The following is a 17,023-nucleotide window of genomic DNA, read 5'->3' as shown; positions in this document are numbered from 1 at the left end:
CAACGAAACCCCGGCCGCCAGCGCGGTCAGGCTGGACGGCATCCGCGTGTTGGTGGTCGACGACGCCGACGTCAACCGGGAGATCGCGAGCCACCTGCTGAAACACCGGGGTGCCGAGATCGAGAGCTGCGCCGACGGCGTCGCCGCCCTCGAAGCACTGCGCCGGGCGCCCGATGGTTTCGACGTCGTGCTGACCGACGTGCAGATGCCCGGCATCGACGGCATCGAACTGACCCGCCGGATCCGCCGCGACCTGGGGCTGACCAACCTTCCTGTGATCGCGCTCTCGGCCGATGTCCTGGGAACCGAGCGCCAGAAGGCGCTGGACGCCGGCATGAACGACTTCATCCTGAAGCCCTTCGACCCGACCATGCTGATCGGGCGCATCCGGCGCCTCGCCGACGCCGCCCGGGGCGATGCCCCGGCCCACCGGGCCGCACCGGCGGTACCTCGGCCCGAGACCCTGCCGTGGTCGCTGGTCGAAGGGATCGACGGCATCGATGCCGTCGATGCCGGCGTCCGCCTCAACCGGGACACCCCCCTGTTCCTTTCCGTGTTGCGTCGGATCCTCGGCGAATTCGCCGACCTCGAGACGGTGACGCCCCCCGTCGACCATTTGGCGGGGCGGACGCTGGCGGCCCGGCTGCACAAGCTGCGTGGCAGTGCCGGGCTGATCGGTGCGCTGACCGTGGCGCGCCTGGCGGGCGACCTCGAGAAACGTCTCAGCGCCGATGCCGGCGCGGCCCTGATCGTCGAAGGGCTGACCACCCTGGCGCGCGCCCTGGCCGAATTGCGCCGGGCGAGCACGGCTGCCCTCTCGACCGGCGAGGGCACGCGCGCCGCCACCACGACCATCGAGGCCAGCGACCTGGACGCGCTGGCGGCCATGCTGGCGAAGCGGGATTTCGCTGCGCTCGCGGCCTTTCAGCGCCTGTCGCCGGGGCTCGAGGCGCGCCTGACGGCGCACGACTTCCATACCATGAAGGCGGCGGTCGAAGGCTTGCGCTTCGACCAGGCGCTGGCCGTCCTGGAGGGCGCGACGGCGGCCTGAGCGGTCAGTCGCGCAGGCGCCCGCGTACCAGGTTCTCGTAGGTCTCCATCAGGGTCTTGGTCACCGTGCCGACCTCGAAGTTATAGGGCCCGATCTCGCGCAGCGGGGTGACTTCGGCCGCCGTCCCGGTCAGGAAGGCCTGCTCGAACCCCTCCATCTCGGCGGGCTGGATCGCCCGTTCGACGACCTCGATGCCATGCATCCGGGCGAGGTCGATCACGGTGCGCCGGGTAATGCCGTCCAGGAAGCAGTCCGGCTTCGGCGTGTGCAGCTTGCCGTCCTTGACGAAGAAGATGTTGGCCCCGGTCGCCTCGGCGACCTGGCCGCGATAATCGAACATCAGGGCGTCGTCGTAACCTGCCGCCTCCGCCTTGTGTTTGGAGAGCGTGCAGATCATGTAGAGGCCGGCCGCCTTGGACGCCGTCGGCGCGGTATCCGGCGCCGGGCGGCGCCAGTCCGAAATGGCGAGGCGCAGCCCCTTCAGCTTGGCCTCGGGCGAGAAATAGGACGGCCACAGCCAGCAGGCGATGGCGACATGGATCTTCGAGCCCTGGGCCGCGACGCCCATCATCTCCGAGCCGCGCCAGGCCAGCGGGCGGACGTAACCGTCGACGATGCCGTTCGCCTCGACCACGGCGCGGGTCGCGTCTTCGACCTCGTCGACCGAGACCGGCAGCTCGAAGCCCAGGATATTGGCCGAATCGGCCAGGCGCTGGGAATGTTCCCGAAGCTTGAAGACCAGGCCGCCATAGACCCGTTCGCCCTCGAAGACGCAGCTCGCATAATGCAGCGCGTGGGTGAGGACATGGACCTTGGCATCGCGCCAGGGCACCAGGGCGCCGTCGTACCAGATGAAACCGTCGCGATCGTCGAAGGGTGCGCCTGCCATTTCGCGTTCCTGCCCCGTATTTTTGATCGGCCGAGCCTAGTGCCATCCCCGCCCTATTAATACGTCAACGATACTGACATAATGACGCAGCATCTTGCGGAATCGCCCGAGCGAGGCAGGATGACGAGCCGTCCCGCCCGTGGATGCTGCCAGCCAAGGACGCTGTACGCGATGAACAGCCTGCCGCCCGCCGCACGCCCCAATCCTCTGTTCCTGCGCGACGAGGAAATCCGCCAGGGGATCGAGCTTCTGTTCTTCGCCTATCGCGACTTCACCTCGGACGCCGACGCCGTCCTGGCGCGCCACGGCATGGGCCGGGCGCATCATAGGGTGATCCATTTCGTCGGCCGCCGGCCTGGCGTCACCGTGAACGAATTGCTCGGCATTCTCGGCATCACCAAGCAGAGCCTGTCGCGCGTATTGTCCCAGTTGATCGAGGAGGGCCTGGTGGCCCAGGTCCAGGGCACGCGCGACCGCCGCCAGCGCCTGCTCTCCCTGACCGAGAAAGGGGTCGAACTGGAACGCCAACTGTCCGGCCTGCAGCGCGCCCGCGTCACCCGCGCCTATCGCGAGGCCGGGGCCGAAGCGGTGGCGGGCTTCCGCAAGGTTCTGATCGGCCTGATCAACGAGACCGACCGCGACTCGATCCTGGCCGCCGTCGACCGGGACTGAGCCGATGGCCGATGCCGCCAGCGCCCCGCCCGCCCATCTGCTGATCGTCGATGACGACGCCCGGCTGCGCGCCTTGCTCGCCAAATTCCTGGGCGACCAGGGTTTCCGCGTCTCGACCGCGGGCGATGCCGCCGAGGCCAGCCGGCAGATCGACATGCTGGCCTTCGACCTCGTCATCCTCGACGTGATGATGCCGGGCGAGGACGGCATCGCCCTGACCCGCCGGCTGCGTGCCGGTTCGGACGTGCCCGTGCTGCTGCTGACGGCACGGGGCGAGCCGGACGATCGCGTCGCCGGGCTCGAGGCGGGGGCCGACGACTATCTGCCCAAGCCGTTCGAGCCGCGCGAACTGGTCCTGCGCATCAAGACCATCCTGCGCCGCCGCACCGCGCCGCCGCCCGCCCGTGAAGAGGACGGGGACGTGATCCGCCTGGGCGCTTGGCGCCTCGACCTCAAGCGCGGCGAACTCCAGCGCGGTTCCGAATCCGTGCGCCTGACTTCGGGCGAACTCACCTTGATGCGCCTCCTGGCGGAACGCCCGGGCGAGCCGATCAGCCGCGAAGAGCTGGCGGTCGCGACAGGCCAGGCCCAGGAGCGCACGATCGATGTCCAGGTCACCCGGCTGCGCCGCAAGATCGAGGACGATCCCAAGGCCCCGCACCACCTGCAGACCGTGCGCGGCAAGGGTTATGTCCTATGGCTGAACTGAGCTTCGCCAATCCTTTCGACCGGCTCGGGGTGGCGATCAAGCGCCTGCTGCCGAAGAGCCTGTTCGGCCGCGCCCTGATCATCATCGTGGCGCCCGTGCTGCTGTCGCAGTCGATCCTGTCCTTCATCTTCATCGACCGGCACTGGGAACTGGTGACCCGGCGGATCTGCTATCTGGTCGCGGGCGATATCGCCTATGTCGTCGCGGAGCTGGACCTGAAGCCCGACGCGGACAATACGGCGATCTTCCGTCTGGCACGCCAGACCATGGAACTGACGGTCGACTACCGGCCCGGCGCCAGATTGCCGGCACCGGGCGAGGTCCAGTACCCGATCCTGGAACGGGTGCTGCGCACCGAACTCACCCGGGTGGTCGGTCTGCCCGTGGTGATCGACGCCATGTCGGTCCCCGACCAGGTGAACATGGCCTTCGATCTCGGCGGCGGCGTGCTCCAGGTCACGGTGCCCTTGCGGCGGATCACCACCTCGACCAACGAGCTGCTGTTTTTCTGGATGGTCGGCCTCTCGGTCCTGCTGCTCACGGTGGCGATCCTGTTCCTGCGCAATCAGGTGCGCCCGATCGTGCGCCTGACCGAGGCGGCCGAAGCCTTCGGCAAGGGCCAGCGGGCGGACGACTTCAAACCCTCCGGCGCACGCGAGGTGCGGCGGGCCGCGGCCGCCTTCATCGCCATGCGCCAGCGGATCGAGCGCCATCTCCGCCAGCGCACCGAGATGCTGGCCGGCATCAGCCACGATCTGCGCACGCCGATCACCCGCATGAAGCTCCGCCTCGCCATGATGCCCGGCGGGGACGACCAGGCCGAACTGGCCCAGGACGTCGCCGAATTGGAACGCATGATCGAGGAATTCCTGGCCTTCGCCCGCGGCCAGGAAGGCGAGCAGCCGAGCGAATTCGACATCGCGGCGCTGATCGCCGAAATCGCCGAGGACGCCAACGCGGGCCAGCGCCAGACCCCGGTCGAGATCGCGGAATCGGCCCCGCTGATCGTCACGCTCCGCCGCCAAGCGGTGAAGCGCTGCCTGGTCAACCTGGTCGACAATGCCCAGCGCCACGCACGCCATGTGATCATCACCCTGGCCGCCTCGACCCGCTGGATCGAGATCAGCGTCGAGGACGACGGCCCGGGGATTCCCGAAAAGCAGCGCGAAGACGCCTTCCGTCCCTTCGTCCGCCTGGACGAGGCGCGCAGTCCGCTCGATGGCGGCGTCGGCCTCGGCCTCGCCATCGCGCGTGACGTGGCGCGCAGCCACGGCGGCGACATCTTCCTGGAAACCAGCCGGATCGGCGGCCTGCGTGCCCGCCTGCGCCTGCCGGTATGAGCCGGTTGCTCGTCCTCGCCCTGGTTTTCGCCCTGGCGGCCATGCCGGAGGCTCGGGCGCGCGACCTCGCCCCCGAGCCGGCCGCGGAGGAACCACCGGCAGACGGGGATCAGACCGAAACCGCATCCCCCGAGGCGCAGCCGGCAGAGGCACCGGCCGAGCAGGAACAGGTGCAGGGCCCTGCCTGGCGGACCAACTGCGCGCCGACCTCGGCGATCGTCGAGGGCAAGGTCATGCCCGCCACCGCCTGCGCCGCCCGTCTCTCCGTCCCGGGGGAGGGCGGCGATGCGTCGCTGACCTTCTGGACCGAGGCGTTGGATGCGGAAGGCGTGGCGCGCCGGCCGGCCGCGGTCGCTTTCGACTTCCCGGTCCCGGACGACCGGCGGAAGGCCCTGAACGCGCGGTTCTCCGGCAATGCCGCCGTGCTCGGCGCCAGCGCCGCCTATAGCCTGTCGTTCAATGATGGCCCGCCGGAAAACGGTCGCTGCAGGCGCCTGATCATTCCGCCCCGTCCGTCGGCCCCTTCGCCCGCCGGGCCGCAGGCGCTGAGTTTCGACCGCATGGGCTGCATGATCGAAGATGCCGACGGCAACCTGCGCCGCCGCATCCTGGAACGGGGCGCCGTCCATGCCGGCGTCACCGTCGCCGGCGTCACCCTGGGCGCCGGTTTCGTCTTAGCAGCGGGCGGCGAAGACGCGGTGGCCGCCGCCACGGCGCGCCTGAACGGCACGCCGCCACCGCCGCCAGAGGCGGAGGAACCTGCGGCCCCGGCCCTCACCCCGGGCAGTGCGCGCTGACGGACAAGGTGGATCAGTAGAGGCGGCCGCCGTTCGGCACCGCGCATTCGGGCGCGATCAGCACGACCTCGCCGGCCGCGTCGGGCAGGCCCAATACCAGGACTTCGGACACGAAGGGGCCGATCCGCCGGGGCGGGAAATTGACCACGCCGAGCACCTGGCGGCCGACCAGATCCTCGGGCCGATAATGGACGGTCACTTGGGCCGACGAGCGGCGAAGCCCGATGGCAGCGCCGAAATCGACGGTCAGCTTGTAGGCGGGCTTGCGTGCTTCGGGAAAGACTTCCGCCGCCACGACGGTGCCGACCCTGATGTCGAGCTTCAGGAAATCGTCGATCGTCGCGCCACTGCTGTCGCTCATCACTCACGCCTCACGGCCGCCGAAGCGGACGGCGGTGATCCCGCCGTCCGTCCGACAGCTTACTTCTCGCCCTTGGCCTTGGCGGTCAGGGACTTCAGTTCCTCGATCGAGTCCGCGACGCGCTTCTGGATCACGTCGAAGGCTTCGGAATTGGCCTTGGAGGTCATCTCGGCCAGTTCACGCATGTTGGCCAGGGCCGCCTCGAAGGCCTTCTTCAGGACTTCCGGCGCCACCTTGGCATCACCCGAGCCCCCCGACATCATGCCGCGCAGCACGCTGGCGGCTTCCGTCATGGTCTCGCGCATGATCTCGACCTGGCGCTTGGCGACGGCCTGGAACCCCTCGAAGGCGATCTTGTTGGCCTGGGTCAGCGCCTCGATGTTCTTCCGCGACGAGGAGACGATCGAGTCGAGGTCCACGTTCGGGACCTTCAGGTCGCCCACGAACTTCTTCACGTCGAAATTGAAAAATGGAAATTCAGGCTTGTCGGAGGCCATAGCGAATCCTTTCCTCGGATGGCACCGCTGATGCGATGGGGGGGGAGGTACCGGTGATGCCTGTTTTCTTGTGCGCCGCCGCAAAGGGCTAACGGCGGCGCACAATATAACACCTACTCTTTCGATCCGCGCAGAGACTTCAGTTCGGCCAGGGTCTCTTTCATGCGCTCGTTGATGATCGAAAGCGCCTCGCCGTTCGCCTTGGAGGCGGCTTCGGCAAGATCCTTCATGTTCTGCACGGCCATGTTGACGGCCATCTTCACGATCTCGGCCGGGGCCGGGCCGCCGGCCAGTTCCTCGCCGCCCTTCTTCGCATCGCGCCGGGCCTTGATCGCGGACTGCGCCATTTCCATCGTGTTCTGGAAGATCTCGAGCTGGCGCTTGGCCATGCTGGTGTAACCGTCGGTGACCGAGCGCTGAGCCGCAATCAGGGCGTCCATGTTCTTGCGGTTGGTTTCGATCAGCTGGCCGACGTCGACCGTGGGCAGCCGGAAACTGTTCAGGATCTTGCCGACATCGAGACCGAGAAGATTGGGGGAAGCCTTTTCCTTTTCGTCGCTCATCGGCGGTTCTCCTGAAGGGTGTGCCCTGATTCGCAGGGCGCCGAAAACACTATAAACATGCCTCAAGACAGGTCGATTGCGCCGCCGCCCCGGCGCAGAAAACCGGGCAGCCGGCGCATCAGCCGGTCGCCCCGGGCGAGCTGGCGGTCGAGGGCGGCCATGGTCTTGGCCAAGTCCTCGCTCTCGTCGGCGAGAAAGGTCGGCAGGACGGCGAGAAAGACCAGAGCGGCGCCCCGGCTTCGGATGCGGCCGAGCAGGCCCGTGCCGTCCAGCCCCGCCGCCTCGACCATCCAGCGCATCGATTGGGCGAAGGCCGGGACCTGGGCCACGGCCGAGAGGGGATCGCGCCGCTGCGCCGCCGCGATCGAGCGGAGGGCGGGACGAAAGGGGGCGAGCGCCTCGAAGCGGCGCATCAGGACGTCGAACAGCCGATCGCGCGGCGGTTCGCGCAGAAGCTCGGGATCGTCGCCGGTCAGCACGGCGCGGTCGATCCGGCGGGCGAAGGCGTCGAGGATCGCCGCCTTGGAACCCAGCTTCGGATAGAGAGATGCCAGGGAAACGCCGGCCGCGGCCGCGATCTCCGCCAAGGTGACCTGCTGCCACGGGCGCTCGGCCGCGGCTGCCAGCGCAGCGTCGACCACGGCCGTCTCGATGTCGCCCTGCCCGGCTGTCTTTCGCGCCCGCGGCGCCATTCTGCCCTCACCGCCTCATTTTTTTGCAGGATGAAACGGAATGGTGCAAAGCGCCAGTGGACATTCGCCGGGGGTTCACCCGGCCAGCTCGCGCGACCGGGCGGTGGCGGCGGCAATCGCCTTATCGAACAGTGGTTGCAATCCGTCGCCGGCCATCAGGACGTTCAACGCCCGTTCCGTGGTGCCGGCCGGGCTGGTCACGTTGCGGCGCAACTGATCCGCCGGCTCGGGCGACAGGCGGGCCAGCTCGCCCGAGCCGGTCACCGTCTCGCGGGCGAGGCGCATGGCGAGATCGGGATCGAGCCCGAGGCGGGCACCCGCCTTGGCCAGAACTTCGATCAGCAGGAAGACATAGGCCGGTCCGCCGCCCGAGAGCGCGGTGACGACGTCGATCAGGTCTTCCGCCTCGACCCAGCCGGTCGCTCCGACGGCGGCGCAGAGGGTTTCCGCCAGGGCCCGCTCGGCCGGACCGGCGGCAGCGCCGGCAACCAGCACGGTCATGCCGCGACCGACCGCCGCCGGCGTATTGGGCATCGCCCGCACCACGGGAACGCCCGGACCGAAAGCGCCTTCGAACAAGGCGACGCGCTTGCCCGCCGCGATCGAGAGCACGAGGCAGCCCGGCCCGACCAGGGGGCTCAGTGCCGGCAGCACCTTGTCCATGGTCTGGGGCTTGACGGCGACGACCACCGCGCGAGGGTCGAGATCGCGCGGCACCGCGGCCAGTTCGGCAACGACGGTGACGCCGCGGGCGACGAGCGCAGGCGCCCCCGCCGGCTCGACCACCACCACCTTCGAAGGTGCGAGGCCGCGGGCCAGCCAGCCCTCCAGCATCGCGCCCCCCATCTTGCCGCAACCGACCAGCAGCAGCGGCCGTTCCAGCGCCAGCGCGGGCGCTGTCGACGCAACCGTCATTCCAAAGCCTCTCGAAAACTTCGTCTCAGGCTTCGCCGACGGTATCGATCAAGGATGCCGCCAGAGCCTCCTGCGCGCTCTTACCGCCCCAGAGAACGAATTGGAAGGCCGGGTAGAAGCGCTCGCAGGTGGAAACGGCGATATCGATCAGCTCTTCGCAGACGCCGACCGAGACATTCTCGCCGATCAGGCTGGCGTGGCGGAACAGGATGGCGCCGTCTTCCGACCAGAGGTCGAAATGGCCGAGCCAGAGCTGTTCGTTGATCAGGCCGAGCAGGGCATAGATCTCGGTCCGGCGGGCCGGCGGCACCCGCATGTCGAAGGCGAGGGTGAGCTGCAGCGCCCGTTCCGGCTCGCGCCAGGAAAAGCCGAAGTGATAGTCGCACCAGCTCCCGTTCACCGCGACCGAAAGCTCGCCGTCACCCGCGCGGTCGAAGGGCCATTCGTTGGCGGCCACGATCTGCTCGATCACGTCGATCGGATCGAGGGAGGCGGTTTCGCGCTCGACATAAAGCGTGGCCATGACCTTGACTCCTCAGGCTGGGCGAACGGACCGAAGGCGTCCGTTCGCGTGGGTGACCAGGATGCGGGAGTGACGGGATGCGACCGGCCGCCGGGGCGGGAACCGTCGCTGCAGCGAAAACCATGCCCACCGTGCCGCCGCAGAGGATCGGGAGCAGATTTCGTGGGCAATGGCTGTCGCATCCACCATGGGTAAACGGTGACAGCGCAATCGATTCGCTTCAAGGCCGGGAACTTACCATGGTGCGAAACTTTCGTGACCGAACCGGAGCCGCGGCGGTCACCGAGCGGCTTGCGGATCGGCCGCCGAATCCATATGTTCCGGCACTCGCAGCCGGGCCCCGCCCGGCCCTGCTGGGGCGTCGCCAAGTGGTAAGGCAGCGGTTTTTGGTACCGCCATTCGGAGGTTCGAATCCTCCCGCCCCAGCCAGCCGCACCCCGGCCCTTCCCCGCCTCAGACCATGCCGCCGTTGGCGCGCAGCACCTGGCCGTTGATCCAGGCGCCGTCAGGACCGGCCAGGAAGGCCACCACGGCGGCGATATCGTCGGGTGTGCCGAGCCGTTCCAGGGGGTTCATCTTGGCCAGGCGCTGGATCATTTCCTCGCTCTTGCCGGTGAGGAAGAGGTCGGTCGCGGTCGGGCCGGGGGCGACGGCGTTCACCGTGATGTTCTTGCCGCGCAGTTCCTTGGCCAGGATCGCGGTCAGGGTTTCGACCGCCGCCTTGGTCGCGGCATAGAGGCCGTAGTTTTCGAATTTCAGGCCGACCACGCTGGTCGAGAAATTGACGATGCGGCCACCGTTGCGGAGCCGCTTCGCCGCTTCGCGCAGCGTGTTGAAGGTGCCGCGCAGGTTGATGCCGATCTGGGTGTCGAACTGGGCGTCGCTCGCCTCGGCCAGAGGGGCGAGCTGCATGGTGCCGGCATTGTTGACCAGCACGTCGATCCCGCCGAATGCCGCATCGGCCCGGTCGAACAGGTTGTGCACCGCGGCCGCATCGGCGACGTCGCCCTGGACCGCGATCGCCTTGCCGCCGGCCGCGGCGATCTCTGCCGCCACTGCCTCGGCCGCGTCACGGCTGCCGGCGTAATTCACCACGACGGCGAAACCATCGGCCGCCAAGCGCCGCGCGACGGCGGCACCGATGCCGCGCGAGGCGCCGGTGACGATCGCGACCTTCTCATTGCTCGTGCTCATGTCCTTACTCCTTCACGGCGGGCCCGGCCCGCATGACGAGAAGATGGACCTTTTAGCGCCGAGGATAAGGCTTGACGATCCGAGCGAACTATTAGGTAAAAGCGAATAATATCCGGATCAGGGAATCGCCTCGGACTCGATCACCCTTGCCCCGTCGGGTGCCGCCACGACGGCACCGATCAGGGCATCGGCGATCCGGGCCGGGGTGACCGAGCGCAGCCGGCGCGGCAGGACGGGGCGCAGGAGGTCGAAGGCGAGCAGGCCCCACGCCTCGCCTGCACGCGGTGGCGGGCGACGCACGTCGATCATGGAAGGCCGCACGATGGTGAGCGACGGGTAGCCGAGGCTTTGCAGCCCCTCCTCCATCTCGCCCTTGGTTTTCAGGTAGAAGGAGGGCGAGCGGCTCGACGCCCCGACGGAGGAGACGACGGCGAGCGCGCCTGCCCCGGCCTTGCGGGCGAAGCCGGCGGTCGCCAGCACGAGATCGTGGTCGACGGCGCGAAAGGCGGCCCGGCTGCCCGCGATCTTCTGCGTGGTGCCGAGGGCGGAGATCACCGCGTCCGCCCGCCAGAGCGGATCGCCGCCGTCCAGCGCGGCGAAGTCGAGCACGGGATTGGTCAGCTTGGGGTGGGCCGGCAACGTTCGCCGCGTCGGCGCGGTCACCGCGTCGAAGCGCGGGTCGGCCAGAACCTTGTCCAGGACCGCAGTACCGACGGCACCGGTCGCGCCGAGCAGCAGCAGTTTCATCGTTCCCACCCGTCCATCAACCATGCCCGAAAGAAGGCCCGCCGAGATTGCCGGCTCGGCGGGCCAGTTCATGAGTGGATGATGTCCTAGTCGAAACGGTAGGTCGACGTGCTGTTACCGGACCATCGGCCAGCGAATGAGGGTCATCGACCTACGAGGCCAGACTAGGCGTTAAAGGTTAAGAATCACAAGCTGGGTTGCGCCGAAACGGTGGAATTGAGTGAAAATTCGACCCGCCCCCGGGCTTCCCAACGCTACATCGGAACAATTCGTGCGTTTCTGTCAGGTAGCGTTAAGTCGAGCCACCAATTCGTTGAGACGAGCCATACGCCGGTCCTCGATCCCGTGGGACTGCAACGTTTCGACCGCGAGTCGGAGATAATCGCGACACGTGCCAAGATGGCCCGCAGCACCCGCGATGGCAGCAGCCGTCACCGTCTCGTCCAGGCGGCCGGTATAGCGCGCACCGGATCGATTGATCACGAAGGTGATGGCCCTGAGCGCGCCCCCCGGGGTTTCCAGTGTGACCCAGCGCGGCACATAGGCGGCGGTCAGCATCTCGCGCCGCCAGACCAGGCGAAGCTCGGTCTCGGCCCGGTTACGGTCGATCCGGAAGGCGAGGCCGCGGCAGGCCCCGCCCCGCTCCAGCCCGAGGACCAGGCCGGGCTGTTCCGGCGTGCCCCGGCCGAGCGGCGTCCATAGGCAGAAACGGCGGTGCCAGCCGCGCAGCAGGGCGATGCGGTGCCCTTCGTGATGGATCGCCGGGCTCCACATCAGTGAGCCGTAGCCGAACAGCCAGATGTCGCCCGCGGGCGCCCCCGCCAATGCGGCCTGGAGCGAGGCTTCCCGCGCCTCGGCGCTCAGAAAGTCGAGCGTGCCCGCGGGTACGAGCTGCTGCAGCAGGACCTCGAAGCCCTCCGCCGCCAGATCCTCGCGACGCAGGCTCAAGTCCGGCCTCAGGCGGTGGTGGAGAGTTTCGCCTCGAGCGCCGCCAGCCGTTCGGCCAGGGCCTCGTTCTCGGCCCGTGCCTTGGCGGCCATGGCCTTCACGGCCTCGAACTCCTCGCGCGGGACGAGATGCATGTCGGCCACGAAGCGTTCGACCAACTGGCGGACGACGCCATCGGCTTCCTGCTTCACGCCCTGAAGGGCACCCACGGCACCCGTCGCGAGGCGTGCCAGATCGTCGAGAAAACGGTTGTCGGTCTGCATGGGCGCAGTCTGCCCCGGCGGGCGCGCGGATGCAATCGTGCCGGCGTCGCAGCTTGACATGCCGGCGGGCGGAGTTGACAAACCGCCTCGTCGCCCTCCAAGGCCGACCCCGAGCAGGAGCCCCGCCCGTGATGCTTGCCGAGATCGCCTTTCCCGCCTTCGATCCCGTCGCCCTGCAGATCGGGCCCGTCGCCATCCGCTGGTATGCGCTGGCCTATGTGGCCGGCATCGTGTTCGGCTGGCGGCTCGCCATGCGCTTGGCCAACAAGCCGAAGACGCCGGTGCTGCCGGTCGAGGTCGACGACCTCATCGTCTGGCTCACCTTCGGCATCATCCTGGGTGGCCGCATCGGCTATATCCTGTTCTACAATTTCGACAGTTACCTTCAGGAACCGCTGACGGCCCTCGAGGTCTGGAAGGGCGGCATGTCGTTCCATGGCGGGCTGCTCGGCGTGGTCACCGCGATCGTCCTCTTCGCGCGGAACCGCGGCATCCCGCTGCTCGCCCTCGGCGACGTGGTCGCCGCAGTGGTACCGATCGGCCTGTTCTTCGGCCGGATCGCCAATTTCGTGAACGGCGAGCTCTGGGGCCGCGCCACCGACGTTTCCTGGGCCATGGTCTTCCCGGGCGACAAATTCATGCTGCCCCGCCACCCGAGCCAGCTCTACGAAGCCTTCTTCGAGGGGATCGCGCTGTTCACCATCCTCATGGTGCTGAACGCGCGGGGGGTGAGGCGTTACATGGGGATGATGACCGGCGCCTTCCTGTTCTTCTATTCGAGCGCGCGGATCGGCTGCGAATTCTTCCGCGAGCCGGACGTGCAGATCGGCTATCTCGCCTTCGGCGTCACCATGGGGCAGATCCTGTCGATCCCGATGGCGGCCATCGGTGTCTGGCTGATGGCGACGGCGAAGCGCCGCCCCGCCCCCGACCGCAGCCTCCCGGCCGAGGCCGGCAAGCCGGCATGACCCCACTCGGCCGCAGCCTGGCCGAGAGGATCGCCCTCGCCGGGCCCCTGCCCGTCTCGATCGTGATGGAAGAGGCGCTGGCCCATCACGCTCACGGCTATTACATGACGCGGGAGCCCTTCGGGGCGGCCGGCGATTTCGTCACCGCACCGGAGATCAGCCAGATGTTCGGCGAGTTGGTCGGCCTCTGGCTCGCCGCGGTCTGGGATTCGATCGGCCGGCCGGCGCGGGTCGTGCTGGCCGAGCTGGGTCCGGGACGCGGCACGCTGATGGCCGATGCCTTGCGGGCGCTGGCCAAGGTGCCGGGCTTTCCGCTCGCAGGCCCTGTCCATCTGGTCGAGACCAGCGAGAGGCTGCGCGCGATCCAGGCGGCGACGGTGAAGGCGCCGGTCCGCCATCATGACAGGCTCGCCGGCCTGCCGGACGACGCCCCGCTCCTGCTGGTCGCCAACGAATTCTTCGACGCCCTGCCGATCCGCCAATTCGTCTGGACCGGGCGCGGTTTCCACGAGCGCATGGTCGGGCTCGACGATGCGGGTGCCCTGATCTTCGGCCTGGCGCCCGAACCGGCGGCCGGCCTGCCCGCCCATGTGCCGCCGACACCGGGCGACGTCCTGGAATGGTCCCCCGCGGGCGTGGCGGTGGCGTCCGAGCTGGGCGCCCGGCTGGCGGCCCAGGGTGGGGCTGCGCTGGCGATCGACTATGGCGCCGCGCACCGGGGCTTCAGCGACACCCTGCAAGCGGTCGCCCGCCATGCCTATGCCGACGTGCTGACCACGCTCGGCGAGGCGGATCTGACCGCCCATGTCAACTTCGCCCATCTCGCCGCTGCCGCGACCGCCGCAGGCGCCAGGGCCTATGGCCCGATCGGCCAGGGCGAATTGCTGGCCCGCCTCGGCATCGGGCAGCGGGCGGCCCGGCTCGCCGCCGCCAACCCGGCCGCGGCGCCGTCGATCGAGGCCGCCCTTCGCCGGTTGACCGCGGACGACCAGATGGGCAGCCTGTTCAAGGCGCTGGCGCTCTGCGCCCCCGGTGTCCCGCTTCCGCCCGCCTTCGAGGCCGCCCCATGACCCCTCCCCCCTTTCACCGCGCAATCGGCCTGGACGGCGTCCGCCACGGCTTCTTCGGGCGCCGCGGCGGGGTATCGGAAGGGATCTATTCCTCGCTCAATTGCGGCCTGGGTTCGAGCGACTCGAGGGAGGCGGTGGTCGAGAACCGGGACCGGGTGGCGGAGACCATGGGCGGCCGTCCCCTGGTCACCCTGCATCAAATCCACAGTACCCGCGTCGTCACGGTTGACGCCCCCTGGGCCCCCGGTAGCGGCGAACAGGCCGACGCCATGGTGACGGCCCGGCGCGGCGTGACCCTGGGCGTGCTCACCGCCGACTGCGCGCCGATCCTCTTCGCCGATCCGAAGGCCGGCGTCGTCGGCGCCGCCCATGCCGGCTGGAAGGGTGCCCTTTCCGGCGTGGCCGAGGCGACGGTCGCCGCCATGGTGGCGCTGGGGGCGCGGCCGGACGACATCCGCACGGCCGTCGGCCCCTGCATCGGCCAAGCCTCCTACGAGGTCGGCCCCGAATTCGAGGCCCGTTTCCTGGAGGCGGACGGCCCCGCGGCGGCGCGCTTCTTCACCCGCGCCGAACCGGCGGCCCGGCCCCATTTCGACCTCGCCGGCTATGTGGCGGACAGACTCGGCCGCCTCGGCCTCGGCTCGGTCGAGGTGCTGGGGCTGGACACGGCGGCGGGCGACGGCGATTTCTTCTCGTTCCGGCGCACCACCCTGGCGGGCCTCGCCGATTACGGCCGCGAACTGGCGACCATCGCCCTCGACTGAGGGGAGACAAGGGACATGCCCCATATCCTGATGTTCGCCGGCTTTCTGATCCTCGGCATGCTGGCAAGCTGTGTCCTTCTCTAGGCGCGACTTCGCCCTCCTGGGGCTCTCGGCGGCACTCGCCGGCTGCTCCAGCACGGGACAGAGCCGGCTCGGCCGCCTGTTCGGCCGCCGCGACCGGCCGGCGCAATCCCTCCTGCCGCCGCCCTCACAGGGCCAGGACGACACAATTCTGCCCGGCCTGCCCGTGCTGGTGCCACCGACCCAGGATCTCTCCGCCAAGGACGACGGCCGGGCCTTTCACCTGGCCGCCGCCCTGGTGAAGCAACTCGTCGCCGCCGACGTTCTGGCGACCATGCGCAACGCCGCGAGCCAGAGCTACATCCTGGCGACTCGGGTCGAGGGTGAGACCGTGGTGGCCGAACTGGCCCGGCCGGATGGCATGGCAGCCGGGAAATGGCGGGTGCCGCTGGGCCAGCCCGCCGCCACCATCGACGGTGCCGCCCTCGAAGCCCTGGCGGCGCGGATCGCGGGCGCCGTGCTGGGCGGTACCGCGCCGGCCCCCGCCCCGGAAGCGCCGCATCTCGCTGCCAATCCGACCATCGTGGTCGCCCCGGTGACCGGTGCGCCCGGCGACGGCAACAAGGCACTGCGCAGTGCGATCAGCCGCGCCCTCGCCGTCGCCGGCCTCAAGGTCGTGGACAAGCCGGCGGCGGACAGCCTGAGCGTGGCCGGCAAGGTCGCGGTGACGCCGATCGACGCAAGGCGTCAGCATGTCGTGCTGACCTGGAGCGTGAGCAACGTCAAGGGCGAGCTGATCGCCACCATCGCCCAGGAAAACGATGTCCCCGTGGGCAGTCTGGACCATAGTTGGGGCCCGATCGCGGGTGCCGCGGCGCAGGGCGGCGCCGACGGCGTGCTCCAATTGGTACAAGCCCTGCGTGGCCGCTAATCCACACATGCGGCCGTAAATGCGGTCCGTGCGTTTACAGGCTGATGACGGCTTGATAAAAAGCCCGCGCATTTCGCGGATGCGACAGGTCCCCGACCGGTTGCCCCGTCCCCCAGACGATAGCAGACAGGTGCGCGCATGAAGGTGCTGGCCGGCAACAGCAACCGACCGCTGGCGGAGGCGATCGCCGCCTATCTGAACCTCCCGCTGACCAAGGCCAGCGTGCGGCGCTTCTCGGACCAGGAAGTCTTCGTCGAGATCCAGGAGAACGTCCGCGGGCAGGACGTCTTCGTGATCCAGTCGACGTCCTATCCGACCAACGACAACCTGATGGAACTGCTGGTCTGCATCGATGCGCTGCGCCGCGCCTCGGCCAAGCGGATCACGGCCGTGATTCCCTATTTCGGCTATGCCCGGCAGGACCGGAAGCCCGGCCCGCGCACCCCGATCTCGGCCAAGCTGGTGGCCAATCTGATCACCACGGCGGGCGCCAACCGCGTCCTCACCCTCGACCTGCACGCCGGCCAGATCCAGGGCTTCTTCGACATCCCGACCGACAATCTGTTCGCCGCCCCGGTGTTCGTGCAGGACATCAAGGAACAATATCCGGCGGGCGAGCGGCTCATGGTGGTGTCGCCCGACGTCGGCGGCGTGGTGCGCGCCCGCGCCATCGCCAAGCGAATCGACGCCGATCTCGCGATCGTCGACAAGCGGCGCGAACGGGCCGGCGAATCGGAAGTCATGAACATCATCGGTGACGTCGGCGGCCGGCGCTGCATCCTGGTCGACGACATCGTCGATTCGGCCGGCACGCTCTGCAATGCCGCCGCCGCGCTGAAGGCCAAGGGCGCGGTCAGCGTCGCCGCCTATGTCAGCCACGGCGTGCTGTCGGGCGGTGCGGTCGCCCGCGTCTCGGCCTCGCAGCTCGAATCCCTGGTCATCTCGGACTCGATCTTGGCGACCGAGGCGGTGCGCCTGTGCCGTAACATCCGCCGCGTCTCGATCGCCCCTCTGATCGCCGAAGCGATGCGCCGGATCAGCGACGAGACTTCGGTCTCCAGCCTGTTCGACTGACCGCCGCCGACCCGGCGCTCCGCGCCGGGAATAC

21 protein-coding genes and 1 tRNA gene are annotated in these 17,023 nt (G+C 68.9%); 11 read left to right on the top strand and 11 right to left on the bottom strand.

Annotated features, from left to right (window positions below; all coding sequences use genetic code 11):
- Positions 1-1,051, top strand: a 1,051-nt coding sequence (locus WC493_RS07195; RefSeq protein WP_373064025.1) for a response regulator, incomplete at its 5' end; no start/stop codon positions are given.
- 4 nt (positions 1,052-1,055) lie between these two features.
- Here the strand turns inward: WC493_RS07195 and WC493_RS07190 are convergent.
- Positions 1,056-1,940, bottom strand: coding sequence for a branched-chain amino acid aminotransferase (locus tag WC493_RS07190; protein WP_373064023.1), 885 nt, complete (start codon positions 1,938-1,940; stop codon positions 1,056-1,058).
- 171 nt (positions 1,941-2,111) lie between these two features.
- Here WC493_RS07190 and WC493_RS07185 point away from each other — a divergent pair, with 171 nt between their 5' ends.
- Genes WC493_RS07185 through WC493_RS07170 form a run of 4 tightly spaced genes read left to right on the top strand, consistent with a single transcriptional unit; the run spans position 2,112 to position 5,458 of the window.
- Positions 2,112-2,612 (top strand): MarR family winged helix-turn-helix transcriptional regulator, encoded by a 501-nt coding sequence (locus WC493_RS07185; RefSeq protein ID WP_373064021.1) that lies wholly within the window; start codon positions 2,112-2,114, stop codon positions 2,610-2,612.
- Positions 2,613-2,616: 4 nt separating this feature from the next.
- Positions 2,617-3,321, top strand: a complete 705-nt coding sequence (locus WC493_RS07180; protein ID WP_373064019.1) for a response regulator — start codon at positions 2,617-2,619, stop codon at positions 3,319-3,321.
- On the top strand, positions 3,309-4,661 hold the full coding sequence (locus WC493_RS07175; protein ID WP_373064017.1) for an ATP-binding protein: 1,353 nt from the start codon (positions 3,309-3,311) through the stop codon (positions 4,659-4,661). The genes WC493_RS07180 and WC493_RS07175 overlap by 13 nt, the downstream gene beginning before the upstream one ends.
- Complete coding sequence (locus tag WC493_RS07170) at positions 4,658-5,458, top strand: hypothetical protein (protein WP_373064015.1); 801 nt, start codon at positions 4,658-4,660, stop codon at positions 5,456-5,458. The genes WC493_RS07175 and WC493_RS07170 overlap by 4 nt, the downstream gene beginning before the upstream one ends.
- Positions 5,459-5,471: 13 nt before the next feature.
- On the opposite strand, the gene WC493_RS07165 is transcribed toward WC493_RS07170, so the two are convergent.
- From WC493_RS07165 to WC493_RS07140, 6 genes are all read right to left on the bottom strand, one after another.
- The gene (locus tag WC493_RS07165) at positions 5,472-5,819 is read right to left on the bottom strand and encodes a tRNA-binding protein (protein ID WP_373064013.1); all 348 of its coding nucleotides are present in this window, start codon (positions 5,817-5,819) and stop codon (positions 5,472-5,474) included.
- A 59-nt stretch (positions 5,820-5,878) separates the two neighbouring features.
- Complete coding sequence (locus tag WC493_RS07160; RefSeq protein WP_373064011.1) at positions 5,879-6,274, bottom strand: phasin family protein; 396 nt, start codon at positions 6,272-6,274, stop codon at positions 5,879-5,881.
- Positions 6,275-6,429: 155 nt separating this feature from the next.
- Entirely contained in the window at positions 6,430-6,879 is a 450-nt protein-coding gene (locus tag WC493_RS07155; RefSeq protein WP_373064009.1) for a phasin family protein, read from the bottom strand.
- Between the two features lie 62 nt (positions 6,880-6,941).
- Positions 6,942-7,571 carry a TetR family transcriptional regulator gene (locus WC493_RS07150; protein WP_373064007.1) on the bottom strand — a complete coding sequence of 210 codons (630 nt, stop codon included), beginning with the start codon at positions 7,569-7,571 and terminating at the stop codon, positions 6,942-6,944.
- Between the two features lie 75 nt (positions 7,572-7,646).
- A complete protein-coding gene (gene proC / locus WC493_RS07145) occupies positions 7,647-8,486 on the bottom strand; it encodes a pyrroline-5-carboxylate reductase (RefSeq protein ID WP_373064005.1) in 840 nt (279 codons plus the stop codon).
- Between the two features lie 25 nt (positions 8,487-8,511).
- Positions 8,512-9,009 (bottom strand): YbjN domain-containing protein, encoded by a 498-nt coding sequence (locus tag WC493_RS07140; RefSeq protein ID WP_373064003.1) that lies wholly within the window; start codon positions 9,007-9,009, stop codon positions 8,512-8,514.
- Positions 9,010-9,363: 354 nt separating this feature from the next.
- Between WC493_RS07140 and WC493_RS07135 the strand changes: the two genes are divergently transcribed.
- Positions 9,364-9,438: transfer RNA gene (locus WC493_RS07135), tRNA-Gln, on the top strand.
- A 24-nt stretch (positions 9,439-9,462) separates the two neighbouring features.
- Here the strand turns inward: WC493_RS07135 and WC493_RS07130 are convergent.
- The 4 genes from WC493_RS07130 to WC493_RS07115 all read right to left on the bottom strand — a co-directional run bounded on the left by WC493_RS07130 (position 9,463) and on the right by WC493_RS07115 (position 12,161).
- Positions 9,463-10,203: an SDR family oxidoreductase gene (locus WC493_RS07130; RefSeq protein ID WP_373064001.1), complete on the bottom strand. Its 741-nt coding sequence runs from the start codon at positions 10,201-10,203 to the stop codon at positions 9,463-9,465.
- 117 nt (positions 10,204-10,320) lie between these two features.
- Positions 10,321-10,950: an NAD(P)H-binding protein gene (locus WC493_RS07125; RefSeq protein WP_373063999.1), complete on the bottom strand. Its 630-nt coding sequence runs from the start codon at positions 10,948-10,950 to the stop codon at positions 10,321-10,323.
- A gap of 282 nt (positions 10,951-11,232) precedes the next feature.
- Positions 11,233-11,898 carry a gamma-glutamylcyclotransferase gene (locus tag WC493_RS07120; RefSeq protein WP_373063997.1) on the bottom strand — a complete coding sequence of 222 codons (666 nt, stop codon included), beginning with the start codon at positions 11,896-11,898 and terminating at the stop codon, positions 11,233-11,235.
- Positions 11,899-11,906: 8 nt separating this feature from the next.
- Positions 11,907-12,161 carry an accessory factor UbiK family protein gene (locus WC493_RS07115; protein WP_373063995.1) on the bottom strand — a complete coding sequence of 85 codons (255 nt, stop codon included), beginning with the start codon at positions 12,159-12,161 and terminating at the stop codon, positions 11,907-11,909.
- 131 nt (positions 12,162-12,292) lie between these two features.
- Here WC493_RS07115 and lgt point away from each other — a divergent pair, with 131 nt between their 5' ends.
- The 5 genes from lgt (at position 12,293) to WC493_RS07090 (ending at position 16,989) form a co-directional block, all read left to right on the top strand.
- Complete coding sequence (gene lgt, locus WC493_RS07110; protein ID WP_373064027.1) at positions 12,293-13,129, top strand: prolipoprotein diacylglyceryl transferase; 837 nt, start codon at positions 12,293-12,295, stop codon at positions 13,127-13,129.
- Positions 13,126-14,199: a class I SAM-dependent methyltransferase gene (locus tag WC493_RS07105; protein ID WP_373063993.1), complete on the top strand. Its 1,074-nt coding sequence runs from the start codon at positions 13,126-13,128 to the stop codon at positions 14,197-14,199. Before lgt ends, WC493_RS07105 begins: the two co-directional genes overlap by 4 nt.
- On the top strand, positions 14,196-14,963 hold the full coding sequence (gene pgeF / locus WC493_RS07100) for a peptidoglycan editing factor PgeF (protein ID WP_373063991.1): 768 nt from the start codon (positions 14,196-14,198) through the stop codon (positions 14,961-14,963). The genes WC493_RS07105 and pgeF overlap by 4 nt, the downstream gene beginning before the upstream one ends.
- 70 nt (positions 14,964-15,033) lie before the next feature.
- Positions 15,034-15,915, top strand: coding sequence for a hypothetical protein (locus WC493_RS07095; RefSeq protein WP_373063989.1), 882 nt, complete (start codon positions 15,034-15,036; stop codon positions 15,913-15,915).
- Between the two features lie 138 nt (positions 15,916-16,053).
- Positions 16,054-16,989 carry a ribose-phosphate pyrophosphokinase gene (locus tag WC493_RS07090; RefSeq protein ID WP_373063987.1) on the top strand — a complete coding sequence of 312 codons (936 nt, stop codon included), beginning with the start codon at positions 16,054-16,056 and terminating at the stop codon, positions 16,987-16,989.
- Positions 16,990-17,023 lie beyond the last annotated feature (34 nt).

Origin of the sequence: Zavarzinia sp. (assembly GCF_041650655.1) — a bacterium.
GTDB lineage: Bacteria > Pseudomonadota > Alphaproteobacteria > Zavarziniales > Zavarziniaceae > Zavarzinia.
The sequence above is the reverse complement of the archived record's forward strand: the minus strand, read 5'-3'. Positions and strand labels throughout refer to the sequence as shown.

What these genes read in the sequence shown, in the direction of transcription:
- WC493_RS07190 (WP_373064023.1), bottom strand. Translation starts at nt 1,940, where the DNA reads ATGGCAGGCGCACCCTTCGACGATCGCGACGGTTTCATCTGGTACGAC.
- WC493_RS07185 (WP_373064021.1), top strand. Translation starts at nt 2,112, where the DNA reads ATGAACAGCCTGCCGCCCGCCGCACGCCCCAATCCTCTGTTCCTGCGC.
- WC493_RS07180 (WP_373064019.1), top strand. Translation starts at nt 2,617, where the DNA reads ATGGCCGATGCCGCCAGCGCCCCGCCCGCCCATCTGCTGATCGTCGAT.
- WC493_RS07175 (WP_373064017.1), top strand. Translation starts at nt 3,309, where the DNA reads ATGGCTGAACTGAGCTTCGCCAATCCTTTCGACCGGCTCGGGGTGGCG.
- WC493_RS07170 (WP_373064015.1), top strand. Translation starts at nt 4,658, where the DNA reads ATGAGCCGGTTGCTCGTCCTCGCCCTGGTTTTCGCCCTGGCGGCCATG.
- WC493_RS07165 (WP_373064013.1), bottom strand. Translation starts at nt 5,819, where the DNA reads ATGAGCGACAGCAGTGGCGCGACGATCGACGATTTCCTGAAGCTCGAC.
- WC493_RS07155 (WP_373064009.1), bottom strand. Translation starts at nt 6,879, where the DNA reads ATGAGCGACGAAAAGGAAAAGGCTTCCCCCAATCTTCTCGGTCTCGAT.
- WC493_RS07150 (WP_373064007.1), bottom strand. Translation starts at nt 7,571, where the DNA reads ATGGCGCCGCGGGCGCGAAAGACAGCCGGGCAGGGCGACATCGAGACG.
- proC (WP_373064005.1), bottom strand. Translation starts at nt 8,486, where the DNA reads ATGACGGTTGCGTCGACAGCGCCCGCGCTGGCGCTGGAACGGCCGCTG.
- WC493_RS07140 (WP_373064003.1), bottom strand. Translation starts at nt 9,009, where the DNA reads ATGGCCACGCTTTATGTCGAGCGCGAAACCGCCTCCCTCGATCCGATC.
- WC493_RS07130 (WP_373064001.1), bottom strand. Translation starts at nt 10,203, where the DNA reads ATGAGCACGAGCAATGAGAAGGTCGCGATCGTCACCGGCGCCTCGCGC.
- WC493_RS07125 (WP_373063999.1), bottom strand. Translation starts at nt 10,950, where the DNA reads ATGAAACTGCTGCTGCTCGGCGCGACCGGTGCCGTCGGTACTGCGGTC.
- WC493_RS07115 (WP_373063995.1), bottom strand. Translation starts at nt 12,161, where the DNA reads ATGCAGACCGACAACCGTTTTCTCGACGATCTGGCACGCCTCGCGACG.
- lgt (WP_373064027.1), top strand. Translation starts at nt 12,293, where the DNA reads ATGCTTGCCGAGATCGCCTTTCCCGCCTTCGATCCCGTCGCCCTGCAG.
- WC493_RS07105 (WP_373063993.1), top strand. Translation starts at nt 13,126, where the DNA reads ATGACCCCACTCGGCCGCAGCCTGGCCGAGAGGATCGCCCTCGCCGGG.
- pgeF (WP_373063991.1), top strand. Translation starts at nt 14,196, where the DNA reads ATGACCCCTCCCCCCTTTCACCGCGCAATCGGCCTGGACGGCGTCCGC.
- WC493_RS07090 (WP_373063987.1), top strand. Translation starts at nt 16,054, where the DNA reads ATGAAGGTGCTGGCCGGCAACAGCAACCGACCGCTGGCGGAGGCGATC.